The sequence below is a fragment of the Telluria sp. ZT3P25 genome (assembly GCF_059685895.1).
Window position 1 is genome coordinate 144,581 of sequence record NZ_JCASIJ010000001.1, and the last position, 23,262, is coordinate 167,842.

Annotated in this window: 22 protein-coding genes; 14 read left to right on the forward strand and 8 right to left on the reverse strand. The window is 65.2% G+C overall.

Annotated elements, in window-relative coordinates:
• The first annotated feature begins 187 nt into the window (after positions 1 to 187).
• On the forward strand, positions 188 to 886 hold the full coding sequence (locus AC56LY_RS00675) for a ZIP family metal transporter (RefSeq protein WP_499581897.1): 699 nt from the start codon (positions 188 to 190) through the stop codon (positions 884 to 886).
• A gap of 64 nt (positions 887 to 950) precedes the next feature.
• On the opposite strand, the gene AC56LY_RS00680 is transcribed toward AC56LY_RS00675, so the two are convergent.
• The 3 genes from AC56LY_RS00680 to AC56LY_RS00690 all read right to left on the reverse strand — a co-directional run bounded on the left by AC56LY_RS00680 (position 951) and on the right by AC56LY_RS00690 (position 4,072).
• Positions 951 to 1,805 (reverse strand): sulfurtransferase, encoded by an 855-nt coding sequence (locus AC56LY_RS00680; RefSeq protein ID WP_499575637.1) that lies wholly within the window; start codon positions 1,803 to 1,805, stop codon positions 951 to 953.
• A 10-nt stretch (positions 1,806 to 1,815) separates the two neighbouring features.
• Positions 1,816 to 2,736 carry a DMT family transporter gene (locus AC56LY_RS00685; RefSeq protein WP_499575638.1) on the reverse strand — a complete coding sequence of 307 codons (921 nt, stop codon included), beginning with the start codon at positions 2,734 to 2,736 and terminating at the stop codon, positions 1,816 to 1,818.
• 235 nt (positions 2,737 to 2,971) lie between these two features.
• Positions 2,972 to 4,072: an aromatic ring-hydroxylating oxygenase subunit alpha gene (locus AC56LY_RS00690; RefSeq protein WP_258836626.1), complete on the reverse strand. Its 1,101-nt coding sequence runs from the start codon at positions 4,070 to 4,072 to the stop codon at positions 2,972 to 2,974.
• Positions 4,073 to 4,403: 331 nt separating this feature from the next.
• Between AC56LY_RS00690 and AC56LY_RS00695 the strand changes: the two genes are divergently transcribed.
• The 3 genes from AC56LY_RS00695 to dxs are packed head-to-tail and all read left to right on the forward strand — an operon-like array spanning position 4,404 to position 7,435.
• The gene (locus AC56LY_RS00695; RefSeq protein WP_499500884.1) at positions 4,404 to 4,670 is read left to right on the forward strand and encodes an exodeoxyribonuclease VII small subunit; all 267 of its coding nucleotides are present in this window, start codon (positions 4,404 to 4,406) and stop codon (positions 4,668 to 4,670) included.
• Positions 4,667 to 5,560, forward strand: a complete 894-nt coding sequence (locus tag AC56LY_RS00700; RefSeq protein WP_332532620.1) for a polyprenyl synthetase family protein — start codon at positions 4,667 to 4,669, stop codon at positions 5,558 to 5,560. Before AC56LY_RS00695 ends, AC56LY_RS00700 begins: the two co-directional genes overlap by 4 nt.
• Positions 5,561 to 7,435, forward strand: coding sequence for a 1-deoxy-D-xylulose-5-phosphate synthase (dxs, locus tag AC56LY_RS00705; protein WP_258836623.1), 1,875 nt, complete (start codon positions 5,561 to 5,563; stop codon positions 7,433 to 7,435).
• Positions 7,436 to 7,479: 44 nt separating this feature from the next.
• Here the strand turns inward: dxs and AC56LY_RS00710 are convergent, their stop codons facing one another.
• Positions 7,480 to 8,382, reverse strand: coding sequence for a DMT family transporter (locus tag AC56LY_RS00710; RefSeq protein WP_499575641.1), 903 nt, complete (start codon positions 8,380 to 8,382; stop codon positions 7,480 to 7,482).
• 94 nt (positions 8,383 to 8,476) lie between these two features.
• On the opposite strand from AC56LY_RS00710, the gene AC56LY_RS00715 reads away from it, so the two are divergent.
• Positions 8,477 to 9,430 carry a LysR family transcriptional regulator gene (locus AC56LY_RS00715; protein ID WP_499575642.1) on the forward strand — a complete coding sequence of 318 codons (954 nt, stop codon included), beginning with the start codon at positions 8,477 to 8,479 and terminating at the stop codon, positions 9,428 to 9,430.
• Here AC56LY_RS00715 and AC56LY_RS00720 read toward each other — a convergent pair.
• From AC56LY_RS00720 to AC56LY_RS00730, 3 genes are read right to left on the reverse strand one after another with little or no spacing between them, the layout of a single operon-like run.
• On the reverse strand, positions 9,427 to 10,173 hold the full coding sequence (locus AC56LY_RS00720; RefSeq protein WP_499575643.1) for an SDR family oxidoreductase: 747 nt from the start codon (positions 10,171 to 10,173) through the stop codon (positions 9,427 to 9,429). The two genes, AC56LY_RS00715 and AC56LY_RS00720, sit on opposite strands and share 4 nt — an antisense overlap.
• Positions 10,174 to 10,200: 27 nt before the next feature.
• Positions 10,201 to 10,893 (reverse strand): 2OG-Fe(II) oxygenase, encoded by a 693-nt coding sequence (locus AC56LY_RS00725; protein WP_499575644.1) that lies wholly within the window; start codon positions 10,891 to 10,893, stop codon positions 10,201 to 10,203.
• Between the two features lie 3 nt (positions 10,894 to 10,896).
• Positions 10,897 to 11,451 carry a cob(I)yrinic acid a,c-diamide adenosyltransferase gene (locus tag AC56LY_RS00730; RefSeq protein ID WP_183556943.1) on the reverse strand — a complete coding sequence of 185 codons (555 nt, stop codon included), beginning with the start codon at positions 11,449 to 11,451 and terminating at the stop codon, positions 10,897 to 10,899.
• A gap of 80 nt (positions 11,452 to 11,531) precedes the next feature.
• Here AC56LY_RS00730 and AC56LY_RS00735 point away from each other — a divergent pair, with 80 nt between their 5' ends.
• From AC56LY_RS00735 to AC56LY_RS00765, 7 genes are all read left to right on the forward strand, one after another.
• Positions 11,532 to 13,013 (forward strand): FAD-linked oxidase C-terminal domain-containing protein, encoded by a 1,482-nt coding sequence (locus AC56LY_RS00735; RefSeq protein ID WP_499575646.1) that lies wholly within the window; start codon positions 11,532 to 11,534, stop codon positions 13,011 to 13,013.
• Positions 13,013 to 14,080 carry a glycolate oxidase subunit GlcE gene (gene glcE / locus AC56LY_RS00740; RefSeq protein ID WP_499575647.1) on the forward strand — a complete coding sequence of 356 codons (1,068 nt, stop codon included), beginning with the start codon at positions 13,013 to 13,015 and terminating at the stop codon, positions 14,078 to 14,080. The genes AC56LY_RS00735 and glcE overlap by 1 nt, the downstream gene beginning before the upstream one ends.
• 3 nt (positions 14,081 to 14,083) lie before the next feature.
• Positions 14,084 to 15,310: a glycolate oxidase subunit GlcF gene (gene glcF, locus AC56LY_RS00745; RefSeq protein WP_499575650.1), complete on the forward strand. Its 1,227-nt coding sequence runs from the start codon at positions 14,084 to 14,086 to the stop codon at positions 15,308 to 15,310.
• 207 nt (positions 15,311 to 15,517) lie between these two features.
• The gene (locus tag AC56LY_RS00750; protein WP_499575652.1) at positions 15,518 to 16,159 is read left to right on the forward strand and encodes a hypothetical protein; all 642 of its coding nucleotides are present in this window, start codon (positions 15,518 to 15,520) and stop codon (positions 16,157 to 16,159) included.
• Positions 16,160 to 16,254: 95 nt separating this feature from the next.
• Complete coding sequence (locus tag AC56LY_RS00755; RefSeq protein WP_499575654.1) at positions 16,255 to 16,569, forward strand: hypothetical protein; 315 nt, start codon at positions 16,255 to 16,257, stop codon at positions 16,567 to 16,569.
• A 72-nt stretch (positions 16,570 to 16,641) separates the two neighbouring features.
• Positions 16,642 to 17,106 (forward strand): hypothetical protein, encoded by a 465-nt coding sequence (locus AC56LY_RS00760; protein WP_183556956.1) that lies wholly within the window; start codon positions 16,642 to 16,644, stop codon positions 17,104 to 17,106.
• On the forward strand, positions 17,106 to 18,005 hold the full coding sequence (locus tag AC56LY_RS00765; protein ID WP_499575656.1) for a DUF2145 domain-containing protein: 900 nt from the start codon (positions 17,106 to 17,108) through the stop codon (positions 18,003 to 18,005). The genes AC56LY_RS00760 and AC56LY_RS00765 overlap by 1 nt, the downstream gene beginning before the upstream one ends.
• Positions 18,006 to 18,017: 12 nt before the next feature.
• Here the strand turns inward: AC56LY_RS00765 and AC56LY_RS00770 are convergent, their stop codons facing one another.
• Positions 18,018 to 18,506 (reverse strand): glutathione peroxidase, encoded by a 489-nt coding sequence (locus tag AC56LY_RS00770; protein WP_499575658.1) that lies wholly within the window; start codon positions 18,504 to 18,506, stop codon positions 18,018 to 18,020.
• A gap of 191 nt (positions 18,507 to 18,697) precedes the next feature.
• On the opposite strand from AC56LY_RS00770, the gene AC56LY_RS00775 reads away from it, so the two are divergent.
• Positions 18,698 to 20,971 carry a TonB-dependent receptor domain-containing protein gene (locus AC56LY_RS00775; RefSeq protein WP_499575659.1) on the forward strand — a complete coding sequence of 758 codons (2,274 nt, stop codon included), beginning with the start codon at positions 18,698 to 18,700 and terminating at the stop codon, positions 20,969 to 20,971.
• A gap of 90 nt (positions 20,972 to 21,061) precedes the next feature.
• Positions 21,062 to 23,248: a TonB-dependent receptor plug domain-containing protein gene (locus tag AC56LY_RS00780; RefSeq protein ID WP_499575661.1), complete on the forward strand. Its 2,187-nt coding sequence runs from the start codon at positions 21,062 to 21,064 to the stop codon at positions 23,246 to 23,248.
• The last annotated feature ends 14 nt before the right edge of the window (positions 23,249 to 23,262 follow it).

Sequence of the window (23,262 nt, forward strand, 5' to 3'; positions counted from 1 at the left end):
GTAGCAGGCGCCGCCTTGGACGAGGGCAGGCCGGGAGCGGTACAATGCCCGGTTTGCGGCTCGTCGCACGTACAGAACAAGAGGCCTTCAAATCGACCCGTTTTCAGCCCCATTCATCGACCCGACCCTGCGCTCGATCCTGCTGGCGACGCTCGTCGCCGGCGTCGTCAGCATCTCCGGGGCTGCCATTTTCTCGTTTGCCCTGCTGTCGAAAGTGGTGGAAAAGATGGTCAGCCTGTCGGTCGGCATCATGCTGGCCACATCGCTGCTGCACGCGCTGCCGGAAGCGTTCGATTCGGGCGCCGATACCAGGAGCCTGTTCGCCACGCTGCTGGGCGGCTTGCTGGCCTTCTTCGTGCTGGAGAAGGTGGCCCTGCTGCGCCACTCGCACCATCATGAAGGCGACGGTCACCACCACGCCCACGGGCACGATGCGCGCGAAGCCGGCAAGGCCGGCTGGATGATCCTGCTCGGTGACGGCATGCACAACTTCACCGATGGCATCCTGATCGCCGCAGCCTTCCTGGCCAATCCGGAACTGGGCATCGTCACCGCGCTGGCGATCGTTGCCCATGAAATTCCGCAGGAGATCGGCGACTTCATCGTGCTGCTCAATGCCGGCTTCTCGCGTCTGCGCGCCTATGTGTTCAACCTGCTGTGCAGCCTGATGGCGGTGGCGGGGGGCTTGCTGGGGTATTACACGCTTGACCGGGCCAGCGGCCTGATTCCGTACGTGCTGGTGTTTGCATCGTCAGGCTTCATCTATATCGCGGTGAGCGACCTGATGCCGCAGATGCAGCGGCGTTCGACGATGCGCGAGTCGGTGCCGCAGGTATTGTTGATCGGGCTGGGCGTGGCGATCGTCGTCGCGTTGCACGCGTTCTGATGTCAGCACGATGCGCATGACGTAGGGTGGACGGCTCCGCCGTCTACGCCTCGACGGTTAAGAATTACGCCGCGCCTTTGGCCACCGGCCGCGCAGGATCGCCAACCCACTCGCTCCACGATCCCGGATACAGCGCAGCGCCCGGCAAGCCCGCCACTTCCAGTGCCAGCAGATTGTGGCAGGCGGTCACGCCCGACCCGCACTGCATGATGGCTGCGGCAGGATCGTCGATCAGCGCACCCAATTCCTTGCGCAGCTGCGCAGCATCCTTGAAGCGCCCGTCAGGCCCCAGGTTATCCTTGAAGAAGCGGTTCTTCGCGCCCGGAATATGCCCGCCCACCGGATCGATGGTCTCGTTTTCGCCACGATAGCGGTCGGCCGCGCGCGCATCGATCACGATCCGTTTGCCGCTTTCCAGATTGTCCAGTACCTCGCGCACCGTCACGGTCGGCACGAACGGCGCCCGGACGCTCAAGGCGCCGCGCGGCCTGGTACGCACCTCGGTCGTCAACGGCTGCCCGGCAGCTTCCCACGCGGCCATCCCGCCATCGAGCACCGCCACTGCCTCATGCCCCAACCAGCGCAGCAGCCACCACAGGCGCGCCGCGAACATGCCGCCATGCGCGTCATACGCCACCACCTGCGTGGCGTCGTCGATGCCAAAGCCGCGCAATGCCTCGGCCAGCGCTGCTTTGTCGGGCAGCGGATGCCGGCCCAGGAACACGCCATCGGCGCCGTTTTTGGCGCCCGACAGCACCGTCTCGATATCGGCAAACACCGCGCCCGGCAGGTGGCCGCTCGCGTAAGCGTCGCGGCCGGCGGCCAGGTTCATCAGGTCGTGGCGGCAGTCGACGACGACCCAGGCCGGGTCGTCGATGTGCGCGGCCAGGTCGGCGGCAGAAATCAGGGTCTGGTGCATGATGGTTCCTTTACGTTTCGCTGGCGATCGGATCGGTGTCCTTGACGACGGCGCCGCGCGCCGTCTTGCGGGTATTGTAGAACGTCGCGGCCACGCCCGACACCAGGATCACGGCCACGCCCAGCCAGACGTGCCAGTCGAACGTGTCATTCCACAGCAGCAGTCCCCACAGGCACGAGAACACGATGCCGGTGTACTGCAGGTTGGCCACCACCAGCACCTTGCCGACGCGGTAGGCGCGGGTCATGGCCATCTGCGCCATCAGCGCTGCGGCGCCGATCCCGGCCAGCAGCAGCAGGCTGTATGGCGTGTGTGCGTGGAACACGGCGCCCTTCGGTCCGTCGCCGGCCAGCGTGGCCAGCAGGCCCACGACCGCAGTGGTGAGCGAAAAGAAGAACACGACGCGGTATTCCGGCTCGCCCAGCAGGCCCAGTTTGCGCACCTGCATATAGGCCGCCGCCGACACCACCGACGAGCATACGCCGGCCAGGGCGCCGAGCCACTGCTGGCTTTCGATCGCCGGCTGCAGCACCATCGTCACGCCAAAGAAGCTCATGCCGATGGCGACGACCAGCGGCCATTCGGCGTGCTTGGTGCGGGTCCACCAGCCCAGCGCGAACATCCAGGCCGCGATCCAGATCGGGGCCATGTAGTTCAGCGTCATGGCCGTGGCCAGCGGCAGGCGGCCGATGGCGAAGAACCACATCCACAGCGCGGTCACGCCGACGAAGCTGCGGATCAGGTGCGATCTGGCGAACGGCGTCCTGAACGTGCCGCCACGGTGGCGCACCATCGCCAGCAGGATGACGGTGCCGATCAGACCCCGGTACATCAGCAGTTCGGACGTGGAGTAGAACTCGGAGGCGAGCTTGACGCCCGCGCCCATCGCGGCGAACGCGAAGCTGGCGAACAGCATCCAGAGTGAAGCCATGGTATTCCCAATAAAAAAAGGAGGGGCAGCCGACTGGCCACACCCTCCGCAGCGCTGCGTGTCACGACACGGCTAGGGAAGCACTGATCTATTCTGGGGGATGGAATTGGCTGCGGAAAAAGCCGCCATGCAAGGCGCAAATCGCAGCAATAGCGAGCTATTGCGAGAATTTGCAACGCCGCAGGGTGGCTATTTTCCGCGCCAAGTCCGCCTCCATGAATTAATCAGTGCTTCCCTACAGCGCCATCTTGCTGCGATACCACTCATGGAAGTGCTGCATGCCGTCTTCCATGGGCGACTGGTACGGACCGACTTCGTTGACGCCGCGCGCCACCAGGATCTTGCGGCCGGCATCCATGCGCAGGCCGATTTCATCGTCCTCGACCGCCGTTTCCATGTACGCGGCGCGTTCGGCCTCGACGAATTCGCGCTCGAACAGCACGATCTCTTCGGGGTAGTAGAACTCGACCACGTTGCGCGTCTTGTCCGGGCCATCGGGCCACAGCGTCGACACCACCAGCACATGCGGATACCACTCGACCATGATGTTCGGGTAGAGCGTGAGCCAGATTGCGCCGTACTTCGGCGGCGTACCGTTGTTGAACTTGAGGATCTGCTCCTGCCAGCGTTTATAGGCAGGCGAGCCGGCCTTTTGCAGCGCGCGGTTCACGCCCACGGTCTGCACGCTGTAGTCGGCGCCGAATTCCCATTTCAGGTCGTCGCACGAGACGAAGTTGCCCAGGCCCGGGTGGAACGGTTCGACGTGGTAATCCTCGAGGTAGACCTCGATGAAGGTCTTCCAGTTGTAGTCGCACTGGTGCACTTCGACGTGATCGAGCATGTAGCCCGAGAAATCGAGGTCTTTCGTCACCGACAGCTGGCCGAGCTTGTCCATCACGTTGTAGCCATTCTGCTCGAACAGCAGTCCGTTCCAGTTCTGGAGCGGCGTCTTGGACAGGTTCAGACACGGGGTATCGGCAAAATGCGGCGCGCCGATCAGTTCACCCTTCAGGTCATAGGTCCAGCGGTGCAGCGGGCAGACGATGTTCGTCGCATTGCCGCGCCCATTGAACATGAGCGCCTGGCGATGACGGCAGACGTTGGACAGCACCTCGATGCCGTTGGCATTACGCACCAGCATACGGCCTTCGTGCTCGGCGGCGAGCGTGGCGAAGTCGCCCGTTTCGGGCACCATCAATTCATGGCCGACGTAACGCGGGCCATTCACGAACAGCTGCTGCATCTCTTGTTTGAGCAGCGCCTCGTCAAAATACACAGTTACCGGAAGCTGCGCGTTGGATCGCGCCAGCTTGGCGTGGGTAGCCAGATCGGACATCCCAACCCCCCTTAAATAAGCATCCAAAGAAGAGAAAGAATCCAAAGACCAGTATTTAAGTAAAGGAATACGGTATTTCGGACAGAACCGGCGATTATACTTCGGAACGAGCTCTACCGTCTTGGTCCGGCGCGCGGCTGTTGCGTGCGCTGGTGGGGAAATTGCCTTCGTGGCATGATTTTCATGATGAGGGAGGGCATGGCCCAATCGATGGACGGGGCTGCATGTTGCGAATGGTGCAATGTGCGCCCCCCGTGGTGTGGGATTGATCTAAAATACGCGATTGGATTGACCCACGGCGCACAACTGGACGCCCTTACGATACCGACCTATGGCAAAGAATATGACAGCGGGCAGCGCAGCAGCAGGGGCGGCGCCACCCGAATCCTTCGAGGGGGCGATGGCCGAACTGGCCCAGCTCGTGACACAGATGGAGTCCGGCGCCTTGCCGCTGGACGCCTCGGTCGCGGCGTATGCGCGCGGCTCCGAACTCGTCAAGTACTGCGCAGGGCAGCTCGAGAAAGTCGAGTCGCAGGTCAAGGTACTTGAAGGCGACATGCTCAAGCCGTTCTCGGGCGACGACGAGGGCGCGCAATGAGCGCGCCGGCGTTCGCCGACTGGACCCGCCAGGTCCAGCACGACGTCGAGGGCGCGCTCGATGCGTTCCTGCCGGCGGCCACCCAGGTGCCGCACAAGCTGCACGAAGCGATGCGCTACACGACGCTGGGCGGCGGCAAGCGTGTACGCCCGCTGCTGGCATACGCCGCTGGCGCGCTGTTCGACGCCGACCCGGCCGCGCTCGCGCGTGTGGCGAGCGCCGTCGAAATGATCCACGTATATTCGCTCGTGCACGACGACATGCCGTGCATGGACGACGACGCGCTGCGCCGCGGCAAACCGACGGTGCACGTGGCCTACGACGAAGCGACCGCGCTGCTGGTGGGCGACACGCTGCAGGCGCAGGCCTTCACGGTGCTGGCCGAATGCGCCACCGTGCCACCGGCGCGCCTGCTGACGATGGTGCGCCTGCTGGCGCAGGCCGCCGGCTCGAACGGCATGTGCGGCGGCCAGGCCATTGACCTCGACAGCGTGGGCCTGGCCCTGACGCGCGACGAACTCGAACGCATGCACCAGTTGAAAACGGGCGCCATGCTACGCGTGTCGGTGCTGCTTGGCGCGCTCGCGGGCCGCGACCTGACGCCACTTGAAGTCGAGGCCCTGAACGCCTATTCGGCCGCGGTTGGCCTGGCGTTCCAGGTGGTCGACGATGTACTTGATGCGACCGCCGACTCGGCCACGCTGGGCAAGACCGCCGGCAAGGATGCGGCCGACAACAAGCCGACCTATGTGTCGATCCTCGGCCTGGCGCCTTCGCGCGACCTGGCAGAGCAATTGCGGCGTGACGCGCATGACGCGCTGGCGCCATTCGGAGAACAAGCACAGCGGCTGCGTGAACTGGCAGACCTGATCGTGCAGCGGAAGGCCTAAATGAACCTGCTAGACAATATCAACGACCCGTCCGACCTGCGCAAGCTGCCGCGCACCCAGCTCACGCCACTGGCCAAGGAGCTGCGCCAGTTCCTGCTCGAGTCGGTCTCGAAAACGGGCGGTCACCTGTCGTCCAACCTGGGCACGGTCGAACTGACCATCGCGCTGCACTACGTGTACGACACGCCGCGCGACCGTATTGTCTGGGACGTCGGTCACCAGACCTATTCGCACAAGATCCTCACGGGCCGCCGCGGCCGCATGCCATCGCTGCGCCAGTTGAATGGCCTGTCGGGCTTCCCGAAGCGCGACGAAAGCGAGTACGACACGTTCGGCACCGCCCACTCGTCGACCTCGATCTCGGCCGCGCTCGGCATGGCCGCAGCTGCCAAGATCAAGGGTGAAGACCGCCACGCCATCGCCGTTATCGGCGACGGCTCCATGACCGCCGGCATGGCGTTCGAGGCCCTGAACAATGCGGGCGTCGAAGACGACGTGAACCTCCTGGTCATCCTGAACGACAACGACATGTCGATCTCGCCGCCGGTCGGCGCGCTCAATCGCTACCTGGCGCGCCTGCTGTCGGGCCAGTTCTACGCCGCTGCCAAGAACGTGGGCAAGAGCGTACTGCCGGCGCCCGTGCTTGACCTGGCGCGCAAGCTCGAAGAACATGCCAAGGGCATGGTGGTTCCGGCCACGATGTTCGAGGAATTCGGCTTTAATTACATCGGCCCGATCGACGGCCATGACCTCGAATCCCTGATCCCGACGCTGGAAAACATCAAGAAGCTCAAGGGCCCGCAGTTCCTGCACGTGGTGACCAAGAAAGGCCAGGGTTACAAGCTGGCCGAGGCCGAGCCGATCCTGTACCACGGCACCGGCAAGTTCAATCACCTCGAGGGCATCAAACCGGCCACCGCGCCGGGCAAGATCACCTACACCGAAGTCTTCGGCAACTGGCTGTGCGACATGGCAGCGGCCGATCAGCGCCTGGTCGGCATCACGCCGGCGATGCGCGAAGGCTCGGGCATGGTCCGCTTCCACCAGGAATACCCGCAGCGCTACTTCGACGTCGGCATCGCCGAGCAGCATTCGGTGACCTTCGCGGCCGGCATGGCCACCGAAGGCGTCAAGCCCGTGCTGGCCATCTACTCGACGTTCCTGCAGCGTGGCTACGACCAGCTGATTCACGACGTGGCGCTGCAGAACCTCGACGTGACCTTCGCGCTGGACCGCGCGGGCCTGGTTGGCGCCGATGGCGCGACCCACGCCGGCAACTACGACCTGGCCTATCTGCGCTGCATCCCGAACATGGTCGTCATGGCTGCGTCGGACGAAAACGAATGCCGCCAGATGCTCACGACGGCCTACCACTATCCGGGCCCTGCGGCCGTGCGCTATCCGCGCGGCGCCGGTGTCGGCACGCCAATCGTGGAGGCCTTGAACTCGATCGAGATCGGCAAGGGCGAAGTGCGCCGCAGCGGCAAGAATATCGCCATCCTGGCGTTCGGCTCGATGGTTTCGCACAGCATCCTGGCCGGCGACGAACTCGATGCGACGGTCGCGAACATGCGCTTCGTGAAGCCGCTGGACGTCGACCTGGTCAAGCGCCTGGCGCAGGAGCACGACCTGATCGTGACGGTGGAAGAGGGCTGCATCATGGGCGGCGCGGGCGCTGCCGTGATGGAAGCGATGGCCGCTGCCGGCATCGCCAAGCCGGTGCTCAATCTGGGCTTGCCGGATACCTTCATCGACCAGGGCGATCCGGTGGCGCTGCTGTCGTCGGTGGGCCTGGACGCCAAGGGCATCGCGGCATCGATCCGCGCGCGCCTGTCGGCATCCGGTGAACCGCGCCTGGTGGTGAATAACGGCTGACATATCCGTGCTTCGTAAAAAGCGGCGCCGTGTGCGCCGCTTTTTCATGGCTGCTTCGTTCGTGTGCACAGGTACACCGCGCCGGCCGTGACGGCGAAGCCGCAGATTGAGAGCAGGCCGATTCGTTCGCCCAGCACGATCCATCCCATCAGCGCCGTCGTGCCAGGAATCAGGTAGAACAGGCTGGCAACCCTGCTTGATTCTCCTCGCCGCATCATCAGAAACAACAGGCTGACGGCGCCGATGGAGTTGACGAACGACAGCCAGCCTGACGCCAGGATCAGCGTGGGCGTCCACGCTACCTGCCAGCCTTCGAGACCCAGCGCCAGCGGTAACGCCACGGCCGTGGCCACGGCCAGCTGGATGCAGCCGCCGGTGCGCAAATCCAGGTTGGTACAGTACTTTTTCTGGTACAGCGTGCCGAGCGTGATGCCGGTCAGGGCGAGCACCACGGCGCCGATCCCGGCTGCACCCGTGTGCCAGGCGACGCCCTTGCCAAGCGCCACCAGCAGCACGCCGGCAATGCCTGCGCCCAGGCCGATCCACTGGCGCACGCCAACGCGTTCGTGCAGAAACACGCCCGCTCCGAACGCCGTACACAGGGGCATCGCGCCGATGATCAGGGCCGAGACGCCTGCGCTCACGCCCAGTTTCAGACCCGTGTACAGGCCCCCGAACTGCAATGCCTGCACTAGCAGTCCGACGACGACGAGATGCGCGTACTGCGCGCGCTGGCGCGGCCACGGCGCGCGGGTGAACAGGGCCACGAGCAGCAGCACCAGCGCCGCCAGGCCGAAACGCAGCACCAGCAGCGTGAACGGGCCGGCGAAGGGCAGGGCGAGCTTGCCGACGACATAGCCCGAACTCCACATCAGGATGAACAGCAAGGGCAGCGCAAGCACGGGTGGCGCCAGGCTGACGGGAAGGGCAGTACGCAACGTGGTCATGATGGTCTCCGGTGGTGAGAAGACAGCATACGACCCCCTGTTTACCGATACAATCCTCTGTAATTACAACACATTGTTTCCAACAGGGATACGCATGCCCGGTTTAACACCACGCGACTTTTCGGATATCTGGGCCTTCGTGCGGGTCGTCGATGCCGGCAGCTTTTCGGAAGCGGCGCGCCAGATGGGCACCACCAAAGCCAGCATCAGCAAGGCGGTCGCGCGGCTGGAGGCGGCATTGCAGGTCAAGCTGCTGAACCGGTCGACGCGCCGCATCGGCCTGAGCGAAGCGGGGCGTGACATCCACCAGCATGCGCTGCGGATGGTCGAGGAAGCCCGCGCCATCGAGTCCACCGCTGCAGGTCAGCAGTCAGGGCCGGGCGGAACGTTGCGCGTGTCCACGTCGATGGCGTTCGGGAATGCGCAACTGGCGGCGCTGCTGCCGGCATTCATGGCACGTTACCCCGATGTGCGCGTGGTCCTGCAATTGCAGGACCGGTATGTCGACCTGGTCGAAGAGGGCATCGATGTTGCCCTGCGATTGAGTCCAAAGGTCGATCTGATGAGCGCCGTTGCGCGGCCGGTCGCGCTGCTCAATTATGTGCTGGCCGCGTCACCGGGCTACCTCGAACAGTATGGTGCGCCCGCCGATCTGGCCGCGCTTCATGAGCACCGCTGCCTGATCTTCGGCGACAGCGGCCCCGCCGGCGGCTGGCAATTCGACGTGGCAGGCGCGCGCCTGCAGTTCAAGCCCGCCGCTACGCTGGCCATCAACAGCAGCCAGGCCTTGCGCGAGGCGATGCTTGGCGGCGCCGGCATCGCGTTGTTGCCGACCTTTGTCGTGGGCGAGGATATTCGCGCCGGGCGCGCCGTCCACGTGTTGCCGGCGCTCGCGCCGGTAGGCATGTTCGGCACGCACGTGCTGGCGGTGTACCGCGAAAACCGCTTCCTGCCGCAGAAGGTCAGGGTGTTCATCGACTTCGTGCTCGAGCACTTCGGCGAGCATCCGCCCTGGGATGCGTTCCTTCGCCGCGCTGCAAGCCGTTAGACGATCCCGCCATTGACCCGCAACGTCTGGCCATTGACCCAGGCGCCCTGCGGACCGACCAGAAACGCCACCGTGCCGGCGATATCCTCCGGCGTGCCGAGCCGTTCGAGCGGCGCCATCTTGCCAAGGCGTTCGACCAGCTCGGGCGTCTTGCCTTCCATGAAAAGATCGGTCGCCGTCGGGCCCGGGGCCACGGCCGTCACCGAAATCCCCTTGCCGCGCAATTCCTTGGCAAAGATATTGGTGAACGTTTCAATCGCTGCTTTCGAACCGGCATAGATGGCGTAGCCGGGCAGCGCCAGGCCGATCACGCTGCTGGAAAAATTGACGATGCGGCCGTTGGACCGCATGCGTGTGGCGGCCAGGCGCAGCATGTTGAACGTGCCGCGCGTGTTGATGGCGAAGATGCGTTCGTACAGGGCGTCGTCGGTGTCGGCCACCATGGTCGTACCGGGCTGGATGACGCCGGCGTTGTTGATGACGATGTCGACGCCGCCAAACTGCGCCTCGGTCGCGTCGAACAACCGCGCGCAATCGCTTGCGTTGGCCACATCGCCCTGCAGCGCAATGGCCCTGCCGCCGGCAGCCTCGATGGCCTGCACGACTTCGTCGGCATCGCTGGCGCGGTGGGCATAGTTGACGACAACGGCGATATTGTCTTGCGCCAGGCGCAGCGCGATGGCCCGGCCGATGCCGCGCGAGGCTCCCGTGACGATGGCGACTTTACTTGTATTGGTGTCCATGCTTGCCTTCCCGGTGATCAAGGTGATTTATGCGAACAGCGTCTCGGCGCGCTGGTACAGGATCCACGAGGTGGCGATGTATTTGTCGCCACTGACCGCCACATTGCCACGGTGCGTGTGCGTGAAGCCCGCCGGTGCAATGACCAGCCGGCCTTGTTTGGGCGCGATCTTGCGGCCCTGGTACAGGAACTCGGTCTCGCCGCCCTCGGCCACATCGTTCAGATAGACCATCCACAGCAACACCCGATGAAGCGATTCGCAGCTTGCGTTCTGCGGATAGATCTCGGAGTGCCAGTGGTGATAGCCGCCGCTGCCGCGCAGGTATTTTTGGAGATTGATCGTGCCGGGCCGGTACAGCACGCGCAGCAACTCATCGATGTTGGGTCGCCCCAGTTCGTCGAAGTTGGTCATCGACAGCACGGTCGGCACGCCGGTCACGGGATGCTCGAGCGTGGGTGAGAGTGACCCCATCAGCAGCATCCGGTAGCGTTCGGCGTAGGCAGCCAGGTGGCGCGCCATCGTGTCCACCAGCATGCCGGTGGCATCGGCCCACTCGGGATGCTGGTTGATCGTGATGTCGTAGCTGTCCTTCTTGACGACATCGACGCCGTTGCCCGTCTGCCCGCGCACCACCTTGTCGCTGGCGTCGAAGCGCTTGATGAGCGCTTCGCACTGCTGCGCGGTGAGCGCGTCGTCGTAGACGCCGATGAAGTCGTCCATGACTTATCTGGCCTTGCGCTCGTGATTCCACAGCACGTCACCCCCACCCGCGAAGCGGTTCAGTACGCGCGCCAGCACGAACATCAGGTCGGACAGGCGATTGACGTACTGGCGCGGGTGCGCGTGGATCTCTTCTGCCTTCGACAGCGCGACGATCGCGCGTTCGGCGCGCCGGCACACCGTGCGGCACAGGTGCGCCGTGGACGCTGCGCGCGAACCGGCCGGCAGGATGAATTCCTTCAGCACCGGCAGGTCGGCGTTGTATTTTTCGAGCATCGTGTCCAGGCGCAGCACGTGTTCTTCCTTGATCATCTGGTAGCCCGGGATGCACAGCTCGCCGCCCAGGTCGAACAGGTCGTGCTGGATGCCAACGAGTTCGTCGCGCAGATCCGCCGGCATGTCTTCGCACAGCAGCAGGCCGACAAAGGAATTGAGTTCGTCGACTTCGCCCAGCGCGTGGATGCGCGCGCTGTCCTTGCCGGTGCGGCTGCCGTCGCCGAGGCCCGTGCTGCCATCGTCGCCGGTGCGGGTTGCTATTTTGGAGAGGCGGTTGCCCATGATGTTCTCTTATGCAGTAGGGTGAAAATACGATGGCACGAGGATACGACAAAACCTGCCGATTTGCTTACAATCGACCCATGTCTTCGTCCAACCCAGCCTTGCCTGACCGACGTGCGCAGGTCGTCGCCGCGCTGCTGGCGCGCGTGCCTGCGGCGTGCGTCCTGTTCGCCCCCGAAGACACGCGGCCCTACGAATGCGATGGCCTGGCCGCCTACCGCCAGTTGCCCATGGTCGTGACGCTGCCGACCGACGAAGAGCAGGTGCTGGCCATCCTGGCCGTGTGTCGCGCGCTGAATGTGCCGGTGGTCCCGCGCGGCGCCGGCACCGGCCTGTCGGGCGGCGCGCTGCCGATCCACGATGGCGTCGTGCTCTCGACCGCGCGCATGAACGCCATTAAACGGGTCGATCACCTGGCGCGTACCGCCGTCGTGCAGCCGGGCGTGCGTAACCTGGCCATTTCCGAAGCCGCCGCCAGCCACGGCCTGTATTACGCGCCCGATCCGTCGTCACAGATCGCCTGCACCATCGGCGGCAACGTCGCCGAAAACGCGGGCGGCGTGCATTGCCTCAAATACGGCCTGACGATCCACAACGTGCTGCGCGTGCGCGTGGCCACGATCGAAGGCGACATCGTCGAATTGGGTGGGGCCGCGCTCGATGCCCCTGGCCTGGATCTGCTGGCCGTGTTCATCGGCTCGGAAGGCATGCTCGGCATTGTTGTCGAGGTGACGGTAAAACTGGTGCCCAAGCCGGCGCTGGCGCAGGTCATCATGGCCTCGTTTGCCGACGTGGTCACGGCCGGCAATGCGGTGGCCGACGTCATTGCGGCCGGCATCATCCCGGCGGGCCTCGAGATGATGGACCGCACCTCGGTGCGCATGGTCGAACCGTTCGTCAAGGCCGGCTACGACCTGGACGCCGCCGCGATCCTGCTGTGCGAAGCCGATGGCACCGCGCTTGAAGTGGCCGAGGAAATCAGCCGCATGAGCGCAGTGCTGGCGCGCGCCGGCGCCACCGCCATTACCGTCTCGCAGAGCGAGGCGGAGCGCGGGCGCTTCTGGTCGGGCCGCAAGAATGCGTTCCCGGCGGCGGGGCGCATCTCGCCCGATTACTACTGCATGGATGGCACCATCCCGCGCAAGCAGCTCGCGCGCGTGCTGGCCGGTATCGCGGCGATGGAAGTCACGTACGGCCTGCGTTGCTCGAACGTGTTCCACGCCGGCGACGGCAATATGCATCCGCTGATCCTGTTCGACGCCAGCGTGGCGGGCGAATTCGATCGCGCCGAAGCGTTTGGCGCGGCCATCCTGGCGCTGTGCGTCGAGGTGGGCGGCACCATCACGGGCGAGCATGGCGTGGGCATGGAAAAGATCGGGTCGATGTGCGTGCAGTTCGGACGCAAGGAGCTCGACGCCTTCTTCGCCGTCAAGCACGCGTTCGATCCGTGCGCGCTGCTCAATCCCGACAAGGCCATCCCCACGCCGCACCGCTGCGCTGAATTCGGCAAGCTGCACGTGCACCACGGGCAGGTGCCATTTCCAGAATTGCCGCGCTTCTGATGAACACCGTCGAACACTTCCAGCAGCAGGTGAGGGCGGCCGCCGCCAGCGGGCAGCCGCTGTGCATCCGTGGCGGCGGCACCAAGGACTGGTACGGCGGCGCACCGGCCGGGGCCATCCTCGACACGCGCGCCCATGCGGGCATCGTCGACTACGAGCCGACCGAACTGGTGATCACGGCGCGCTGCGGCACGCCGCTGGCCGAGATCGAGGTCGCGCTCGCCGAACGCAACCAGATGCTGGCGTTTGAGCCGCCGCACTTCGGCCCGCACGCCACGCTGGGCGGCGTGATTGCGGGCGGCTTGTGCGGCCCGCGCCGCGCGACCAGTGGCGCCGCACGTGACTTCGTGCTGGGCGCGACGCTGCTCGATGGTCGCGGCGATGTGCTGGCCTTCGGCGGGCGCGTCATGAAGAACGTGGCCGGCTACGACGTCTCGCGCATGCTGGCCGGCTCGCTCGGCACGCTGGGCGTGCTGCTGGAAGTCTCGGTCAAGGTACTGCCACGGCCCTTTGCCGAAACGACGCTGCGGTTTGCACTGAACGAGATCGATGCACTGCGGTCCCTGAACACGTGGGGCGGCCAGCCCTTGCCCATCTCGGCCAGCGCCTGGGCCGACGGCGAACTGGCGCTGCGTTTGTCGGGCGCCGAGGCAGCGGTCGATGCCGCCGTGAGGGATCTTGGCGGCGAGGTCATGCCGGTTGCCGATGCGTTCTGGCACGCCGTGCGCGAACAACGCACGGCGTTCTTTGACGGCGACGGTGCGCTGTGGCGCCTGTCGGTGCCATCCACCACGGGCGCGCTGGTGCTGGGCGGCCCACAAATGATCGAATGGGGCGGCGCCCAGCGCTGGTTGCGCGCCGATGGCGACGCGGGTACCGAGCAGGCGATCCGGCGCACCGCGCAGGCGTGCGGCGGCCATGCGACGCTGTTCCGCGGAGGCGACAAGTCGGCCGGCGTGTTCCAGCCGCTCGCGCCGGCGCTGGCGCGCATCCACGCGCGCATGAAAGACGCGTTCGATCCCGCGCATATCTTCAACCCGGGCCGCATGTACAACGAAAGCAAATAGGGCATGCAAACCACTCTGGCCGATTTCATCAAGGGCACGCGCGAGGGCACCGAGGCCGAGGCGATCCTGCGATCCTGCGTGCACTGCGGCTTTTGCACCGCCACCTGCCCGACGTACCAGTTGCTGGGCGACGAACTCGATGGTCCGCGCGGGCGCATCTACCTGATCAAGAATGTGCTCGAAGGCGCCGAGCCGACCCGCAAGACCCAGCTGCACCTGGACCGCTGCCTGACGTGCCTGAACTGCGAAACCACGTGCCCGTCGGGCGTGAAGTATGGGCGCCTGCTCGACATCGGCCGCAAGCTGGTCGACGAGCGCGTGGCGCGGCCCCTGGGCGAGCGGCTCACGCGCACGACGCTCAAGGCCTGCCTGCCGCACGCGGGCCTGGCCACGCCGGCATTCAAGGCAGGGCGCCTGCTGCGGCCTCTGTTGCCGGAGAAGCTGCAAGCCAAGTTGCCGCCCGTGCGCGCCGCCGGCCGCTGGCCGACACGCGTCCACCCGCGCAAGATGCTCGTGCTGGACGGCTGCGTGCAGCCCGGGATGGCGCCCAACATCAATGCCGCCGCGGCGCGCGTGCTCGATGCACTGGGCGTGCAACTGACCGTGGCGCCCAAGGCCGGCTGCTGCGGCGCGCTGCGCTATCACATGAACGACCAGGACGGCGGGCTGGATGACATGCGCCGCAATATCGACGCCTGGTGGCCGAGTGTGGAGAGCGGCGCGGTCGAGGCGATCGTCATGACCGCGTCCGGTTGCGGCGTGACCGTCAAGGAATACGGCCACCTGCTGGCGCACGATCCCGCGTATGCCGCCCGCGCCGAACAAATCAGCGCGATCACGCGCGACCTGTCGGAAGTCCTGGCGTTATTCCAGGACCGGATCGCCGCGCTGGTGAAGGACAAGGGCGGCCCGCGTGTTGCGTATCATCCGCCGTGCACGCTGCAGCATGGCCAGCAAATCCGGGGCAAGGTCGAGGGGGTGCTGCAGGTGGCCGGCGTCGATGTGGTGCTGTGCGCCGACAACCACCTGTGCTGCGGTTCGGCCGGCACCTATTCGGTACTGCAGCCTGCCATCTCGCTGGCGCTGCGCGAGCGCAAGCTGGCCAGCCTGGCTGCGACCGGGGCAGACCAGATCGTGTCGGCCAATATCGGGTGCATTGCGCATTTGCAGGCGGGCACCGGGACGCCCGTGACGCACTGGATCGAGCTGCTGGAGCAGCGACTGACCTGATTGACAGCCATCTCTCGTTTCGATGTCGACATGGTGAATGACGCGGAACTGGTCGTCGTCTCTTGTCGTTATCATTACTGATGGTTTGGGAGCTCCTCGCAGTCCGTTTCATGGAAGCGTTTCCGCATCGAGGATAGTGAGAATCCGCGCTTATTCGCTTGCTGCTATTTGCTAATCTGGCACGTTGCTGACTAACCAATCCTGCACATGTCCTTACCGATTCCGACCCTTGCCCTGGCGTGCACGCTCCTGTTTTCATCTGCCACCGCGGCAGCCACACCCTCCGCAAATGCAACGAGCACATCATGCAGCCATGATCGCAGCCGCCTGCTCGCCCTGGATGAAGCAAAGTTTGATCAGGACATGAGCGGTGGGTGGCGCCCGCTCGGCGATACGCCGGGCTGCGAGCTCGTGGCAGCCGATTTGCTGCGTGACTATCGCCAGGCCCATGGCAACAAATCCAGCATGCTGCACTGGCACGAAGGGCAGATGCGCGCCATCGCCGGCCAGTCCGGACCAGCCGCAGCATTGATGGAACATTCGCGCGTGCCGGTGGAAGATGATCCTTCGGGATGGAATTTCTATGTAGACGCATCGATCGCCTTCCTGCGCAACGACAGGATCGCCCTGGACGCTGCACACCGAAAGCTTGCCGCAGTACCGCCGATGACCGGAGAGGATGTGCCAGCCCTGGTGAATGGCTTTATCGAACTGCCCACGGCTGACGGCACGACACTCAAAATGCGCTGGCCCATGAATATCGATGTGGTCGAAGGCCTGCAGCGCTGTTTTGACAAACCGTACAAGATCGCCTACGCCACCGAATGCCGGCAGGGTACGGCAAACTGATTCGGGAGCGTCCGCCGGACATCGGGCCACTGCAGCAACACGGTGAGCGTGGTAGCATCGCCCCGACCCAGCAACGAACACCAGCAGGAACGATCTTGAGCTTTACCTTTCAACTCGTGCGCGAGGACGAAGACAGTCCGCGCGCCATCGTCTTCGAAGACAGCAGCACCCCGGGCCTCGTGCCGGTATGGGAAGCGGCCGGCGTCTATGACGCGCTCTACAACAGCGATGGCCAACTGGCGCGCGACGTCTCGCGCCGGCTGGCGTATGGCGTCGATCGCCTCAACGAAGACCCCGGGCTTGCCAACCTGCTGCCGCCCGGCCTGTCGATGGATGTCGCAATCCGCTTTCTGGACAACGTCACCCGCGCCTGCATCACCCACGGCGCGGCCCGCATTCAGACGCGATAAAATTGCCCTATGGTCATTCGGCGCAAGGGCTTGTACCATAGGGGCGTTCTGCTCGCTAAATGAAAGAGTGCCATGACCCTGCCTATCCTCTCCCGCACGCTGTGCCTGACCCTGTTCGCCGCGGCCTGCAATGCGCCTGCGCAGGCTGACAGCTTCGCGTCGTCCGCGTCCAGCGCCGGCTCGGCGTCGTCGGCCAGCATTTCCGATTCGGTCAGCGGTTCCAGCAACAGCTCGAGCGACAACGACAAGGTCGCCGCGGGCCAGTACCGCGTGATCAACATTGCACACGCCCCCAACAAGCCCGATACCACCCGGCTGACGCTGCGCGCAACCGCTGCCGGCCAGGCCCGTTCGTTCGAGCTCGACGTGCCCAACCGCGCCCTCGCGACGCGCACCGTGATCGCGGGCGACGTGGTCCAGGTCAATGAGCGCGCCTACGGCTACGAATTCGCCTACGCCGACACCCAGCGGCCATTCTTCCTGGCGCTGCAGGACGAGTGGTACCGCGAACTGGGCTCGCGCAAAGTCACGATCTGATGCTCGTGCGCCAGGCTGCGCTGGCGCTGCTGTTGTGTGCGAGCGGCAGTGCCTGGGCTGGCTTTCCCACCTTCTGCGAACGCTCGCGCGACCTCAACGCGACCGAACAGGACCGCGTGCTGCGCTTTGCCGGCGTGGTCAAGCAGGAGCTGGCGCGCTCGAACGGCAAGATCGCCCTGATCGCGCGCGCCGGCACGGACCTGAGCCGCTTCGATCTGGTGTATTCACACGCCGGCGTCGCACTGCGCGACACGCCGGACAGCCCCTGGGCCGTGCGCCAGCTGTATTACGAATGCGACGAGGCGCGTCCGTACATCTTTGACCAGGGTATTGCCGGCTTCGCGCTCGGCGCCGACGCACCGGGCAAGGGCCATATTGCCTTGTTGTTCCTGCCGGATGCCGACAGCGCATCGCTCGAACGCGCGGCCCGCGACAAGGCGCTGGCGCTGGCCCTGCTGGCCGGTCAGTACAGTGCGAACGCCTATGCCTACGGCACCAAATACCAGAACTGCAACCAGTGGGTGGCCGAGCTGATGGCCAGTGCCTGGGGTGGCGCGGCAGGCGAGGGCAACGCGCGGAAAAAAGCGCAGGCCTGGCTGCACGCGCACGATTACGTCCCCGGTCCGGTCAAGGTGCCGTCGCACTTCACGATGTTCGCCGGGCAGTTCGTGCCGCTCGTGCACGTGGACGACCACCCGGTGGAAGACCTGCACGCGCTGTCGCTGCAAGTCAGTGTGCCGGCCTCGATCGAGGCCTTCGTGCAGCGCCGCGCACCCGAGACACAGCGCGTGGAAATCTGCCACGACGAACGCCGCATCGTCGTGCGGCGCGGCTGGACGCCGCTGGGCGCAAGCTGCGAGCCGCAGCCGGGTGACGAAGTGATTGCCATTGCGCCTTGAGCGCTGGCGCAATCAGACCCCGTTCGCCAGCACCTTCTCGATATCCCCGCCCAGGTCTTCCGGCTTGGTGGTCGGCGCATAGCGCGTGACGACCGCACCTTCGCGGTTGACGAGGAACTTGGTGAAGTTCCATTTGACGGCCTCGGTGCCCAGCACGCCGGGTGCTTCGCCCTTCAGGAAGCGAAACAGCGGATGCGCGTCGTCGCCATTGACGTCGACCTTGGCGAACATCGGGAACGTGACGCCGTAGTTCTTTTCGCAGAAGGCGCCGATCGCTGCTTCGTCGCCCGGTTCCTGGTGCCCGAACTGGTTGCACGGGAAGCCCAGCACCACGAGACCCTGGTCCGCATAGCGGCGCTGCAGCGCTTCGAGGCCCTGGTATTGCGGCGTGAAGCCGCAGGCGCTGGCGGTATTGACGATCAGGAGCGCCTTCCCGCGGTAGCGCTGCAGGTCGACCGGCTGGCCGTCGAGGGCAGTGGCGTTGAAGTCATAGGCATTCATGGGTGAGCTCCTTGTTGTAAACGCAGGAGCTTACGCTACTCCGGGACGCGCGCGCAAAACCGACGGCATCACTGTCAAGACGCCGTGATCGATGCTGCCGAAATTTTTCAGTCTTAGCATTTCTTAACAAATTCCGGCAACCACGCGTGCGACAATCACGCTCGTCCAAACGTCCAGTCACCCAGGTATTCATGTCACGTCATCGTTCCTCCGCCCTGTTGTTCGCGCTGCTCGCGCCTGTCTGTGCACTTGCCCAGGAAACCGCCGTACGTCCTGCGGATCCCGTCACCGGCGCCGTAACGCCGACCGCCCCGGCGCTGCAGGGGGCCGACGTCCCCGTCGCCTCCACCGTTGCCGTAACGGCCGCGCGTTCGTCCAACCGCATCGACCGCCAGGCGTATGACGTCAAGAGTGACGCCGCCTCGACCAACGACACGGTGGCCGACACGCTCAACAAGGTGCCGTCGGTGGCGGTGGACGCGGACGGCAACGTGACGCTGCGCGGGCGCAGCAATGTGCAGATCCTCGTCGATGGCAAGCCGTCGGCGATGATGCAGGGCGAGAACCGCGCTGCGGCGTTGGGCGCGATTCCGGCGGCCGATCTCGATTCGGTGGAAGTGATCAACAACCCCGGCGCGCAGTTCGGTAACGAAGGCGGGGGCGGCCCGATCATCAACCTGGTGATGCGGCGCGAGCGCACGCCGGGCGGCTTCGGCGCCGTCAATGCAAACGTCGGGCCGGAAGGGCGCGCCAATGCATCGAGCTTCGGCAGCTACACGACCGGGCGCATGAGCGTGCAGGGCGGCGTGTACGTCCGGCGCGACACGCGTGGCTCCGACGGCGAAACAAACCGCGACCGGATCGATCCGCGCACCGGCGCCGTGGCCAGCAGCACGCAGCGCTCCAGCAGCGACACCGACACCGAGGCCGTGGGCATGAACAGCTCTGTGACCTACAACCTGGGCGACAAGGACGTGCTGTCGGCCAAGGCGAGCTTCTCGGCCAACGGCAGCGACGGGCAGTCGCAGGAACGCTATCGCGGCGTCAACGCCGACGGCAGCATCGACGGCGACTACCTGCGTTCAAGCGTGCGTGACAACGACAACCGCAGCTACAGCCTGAGTGGCGGCCTCGATCACAAGGGCGCGCGCCCTGGCGAAATCCTCAAGCTCGACCTGCGCCTGTCGGGCAACAAGGGCGAGGCCGACACGCGCTTTGCCAGCGATTACACGGTGCGCCCCGCCAATTCGACCGCGCCGCGCACGCACCAGAACAACCTGACCGAAACGCGCGTGATCGACTTCACGGGCGACTATGAACTGCCGGGCGAGAAGGGCGTGTTCAAGGCCGGCTACAAGGTCGCGCAGAACAGCAACGTGTTCGACACGCGCTTTTTCAATGTCGATGAGGCGACGCTGGCCGAGAGCCTGAGCAACCAGCGCACCAACCGCTTCGAGCTCGATGAAACGACGGTGGCGCTGTACGGTACCTACCAGCTGCGCCTGGCCGAGAAGTGGGGCTTGCTGGGCGGGCTGCGCACCGAGTACACCGACCTCGATCTGAACCAGGTCACCACCAACGTCAAGGCCAACAACCATTACTTCGACGCGATCCCGAGCGCGTTCCTCACCTACGACCTGTCGGACGACACGGCGCTGCGCCTGAGTTATGCGCACCGCATCCGCCGGCCGGGCGCGGGCGACCTCAATCCCTTTGTCGTCTACCGCGACGAAACCAACGTCTCGTCCGGCAATCCCGACCTGATGCCCACCAAGACCGACTCGATCGAGCTGGGGCTGGAAACCAAACTGGGCAAGGTCGAGACCAATGTGCGTCTGTACGCGCGGCGCGACTCGGACCTGATCCAGGAGCGGCGCACCTTCATCTCCGACACGGTGCTGCTGACCACGCGCGAGAACGCCGGCAGCAGCAATTCGGGCGGCCTCGAATTCACGTTCAGCGGCCGCGTCACGCCCAGCTTGACGGTCAACGCCAGCGGCAACCTGGGGTACTCCGAGCAGTCAGTGCTGGGCAACAGCCAGGACGACAAGCGCAGCGCCACGTCGCTCAGCGGCCGGGCGCGCGTGAGCTACCAGATCAACCCGACCAACAGCCTGCAACTGGTGCTCAATGCGCAGGGCAAGACGCTGTTCGGCGAAGGCTACCGCCAGCCGACCCGCAGCGCTGACCTGAGTTATCGCCGCAACCTGAGCCAGGCCTTGAGCCTCGTCGTGAACGTCAACGACGTCTTCGACTCGCAAAAGACCGAATCGATCACCGAGACCGACCGCCTGCGCGAATACAGCATCCGCCGCCAGGAAGGACGCCTCGTGTATGTCGGGCTGTCGTACCGCTTCGGCAGTTTTGGCGTTGCGGGCGGGCGCCGACCGGATGGCGCGCGGGGCGGGCCTGGCGGTGGCCAAGGGTTCGGGCCACCGGGCGGCGGCATGGGACCGGGCGGGTGAGTGTTTGACCCGTATGCGGGTCGGGTAATTTGACGACGTGCTGTTCGCAGCAGCAGGGGCATGACAGAATACGGCACCTTTGAATCTGCCATGACTGTCCCCCAGATGCTTCGCCCCACGCTCGTCGCGCTTTCCCTGTCTGCCTTGCCTGCTTACGCTCAGAACACCGCGGCACCGGCACTCTCCACGGACACTGTCCAGAAGGTCGAAGTCAAGGCCGACGCCAACGGCTACGATCCGCGCCGCGACGATACCGCCAGCAAGATCGTGGTGTCGACCGAGGAAATCCGGCGCTACGGCGACACCTCGGTGCTCGACGTGTTCAAGCGCCTCCCGGGGATCACCGTCAGCGGCGGCGGCGGGCGTGGTGGTGGCGAGATCCGTATGCGTGGCCTGGGCAGCGGCTACACGCAGATCCTGCTCAACGGCGAGCGCGCGCCGGCCGGCTTCGACATCGACCAGCTCTCGCCCGAGTCGATCGAGCGCATCGAAATTCTGCGCGCCGCCAGCGCCGAGTTCTCGACCCAGTCGATCGCTGGCACCATCAACATCGTCCTCAAGCGCGCGGTAAAAAAGGCGCAGCGCGAGCTGCGCGTCGGGTATGGCAAAAGCGGCGAGGTGAGCAATCCTGCGGCCAGCCTCACCATGTCGGACCGCGTCGGCAAGATGTCGTATTCGCTTGCCGCGAGCGCCTGGCGCTACGAGTTCGACCGCCCGTCGCCATTCGAAGAATCGCAGATCGATGCGGCCGGGCGTCCTGCCTTTTTGCGGCGCAGCGAGCAGACCGATCGTGGCAGCCCGCAAGGCATCAACCTCACGCCACGGCTGAACTGGAGCCTGGAGAATGGCGACACGGTCAGCTGGCAATCGCTCGTTGCGCACCAGCGCAACAATTACCAGGGCAGCACCTTGACCGAGACCGTCCTTGGCCTGCGCCCGCTGTACGACGTGCGCGACGTGCGCAGCAAGGGCACCAACACGACGCTGCGTTCGGACCTGACCTGGATGCATAACCTGGAAGAGGGCGCCAAATTCGAGCTGAAACTGGGCGTGAACGGGTCGCGCAGCCGCGGTAACTGGCATGAGAACGATTTCCGTACGCTGGGCGAGGTTGACCGTTTGGCGCGCGACTCCACCGTGCTCAGTGCCACTGACGAAGTTGGCGTCACCGCGGTGGGCAAGTATTCGCGGCCATGGAAGAAGGACCACGCGCTGTCGATGGGTTGGGACGGCGGCCATACCTTGCGCGACGATGGACGCGGCGAACTGGAGCTGTTCCCGCTCGCGGGCAGCACGCTGCGCCGCGATGAAGATTACGACGCCACCCTCAAGCGCCTGGCGCTGTTCGTGCAAGACGAGTGGAACGTCACCAAGCAGTGGTCGATGTACGCGGGCCTGCGCTGGGAAGGGCTGGAAACGCGCAGCAGCGGTAACACGTTCGACACCAGCACCAACCGCGCCAGCGTCTGGAGCCCGCTTGCGCAGACGCTCTACAAGCTGCCGGACAGCCGCGACCAGGTGCGCCTGGCGCTGACGCGCACGTTCAAGGCGCCGGCGGCCAGCAACCTGATTCCGCGGCGCTTCACGACCCCGAACAACAGCCAGACCGACCCTGACTACCGCGGCAATCCCGATCTGAAGCCCGAACTGGCGACCGGCATCGACGCGTCCTACGAACATTACTGGGCCGAGAAGGCGCTGCTGAGCGCCAGCGTATCGGTACGGCGCATCAGCGACTACACGCGCCAGGGCCTGCTCTTTGAAGACGGCCGCTGGATCCAGACGCCGGTGAATGATGGCGACGCGGTCACGCGCAGCCTGGAGCTCGAGGCAAAGTTTCCGCTGTCGGCCGTGCTGCAGGACGTGCCGGACATCGACCTGCGCGCGAGCCTGGCGCGCAACTGGTCGCGCGTCGACGCGGTACCGGGACCGGACAACCGGCTCGACCAGCAGGTGCCCGTATCAGGCACGCTCGGTGTGGATTACAAGACGCCGGGCGGCAAGCTCACGACGGGCGCAAGCTTCGCCTTCAAGAATGGCGGCAACGTGCGCGTGAACGTGGAGCAGTCACGCTACCAGAGCGTGCGGCGCGAGCTGGATGTGTATGCGCTGTGGAAGTTCAACCCGACTTACCAGCTGCGGCTGGCGGCAACCAATCTGCTGGCGCAGGATACGGTGTCCGAATCGCGCTACGTGGATGACAACGGCGTGCAGCGCAGGAAGACGTTTTCGGATGGGCAGGCGATGGCGCGGGTGACGCTGGAGTCGCGGTTTTAAAAGCCGGCGGTGGG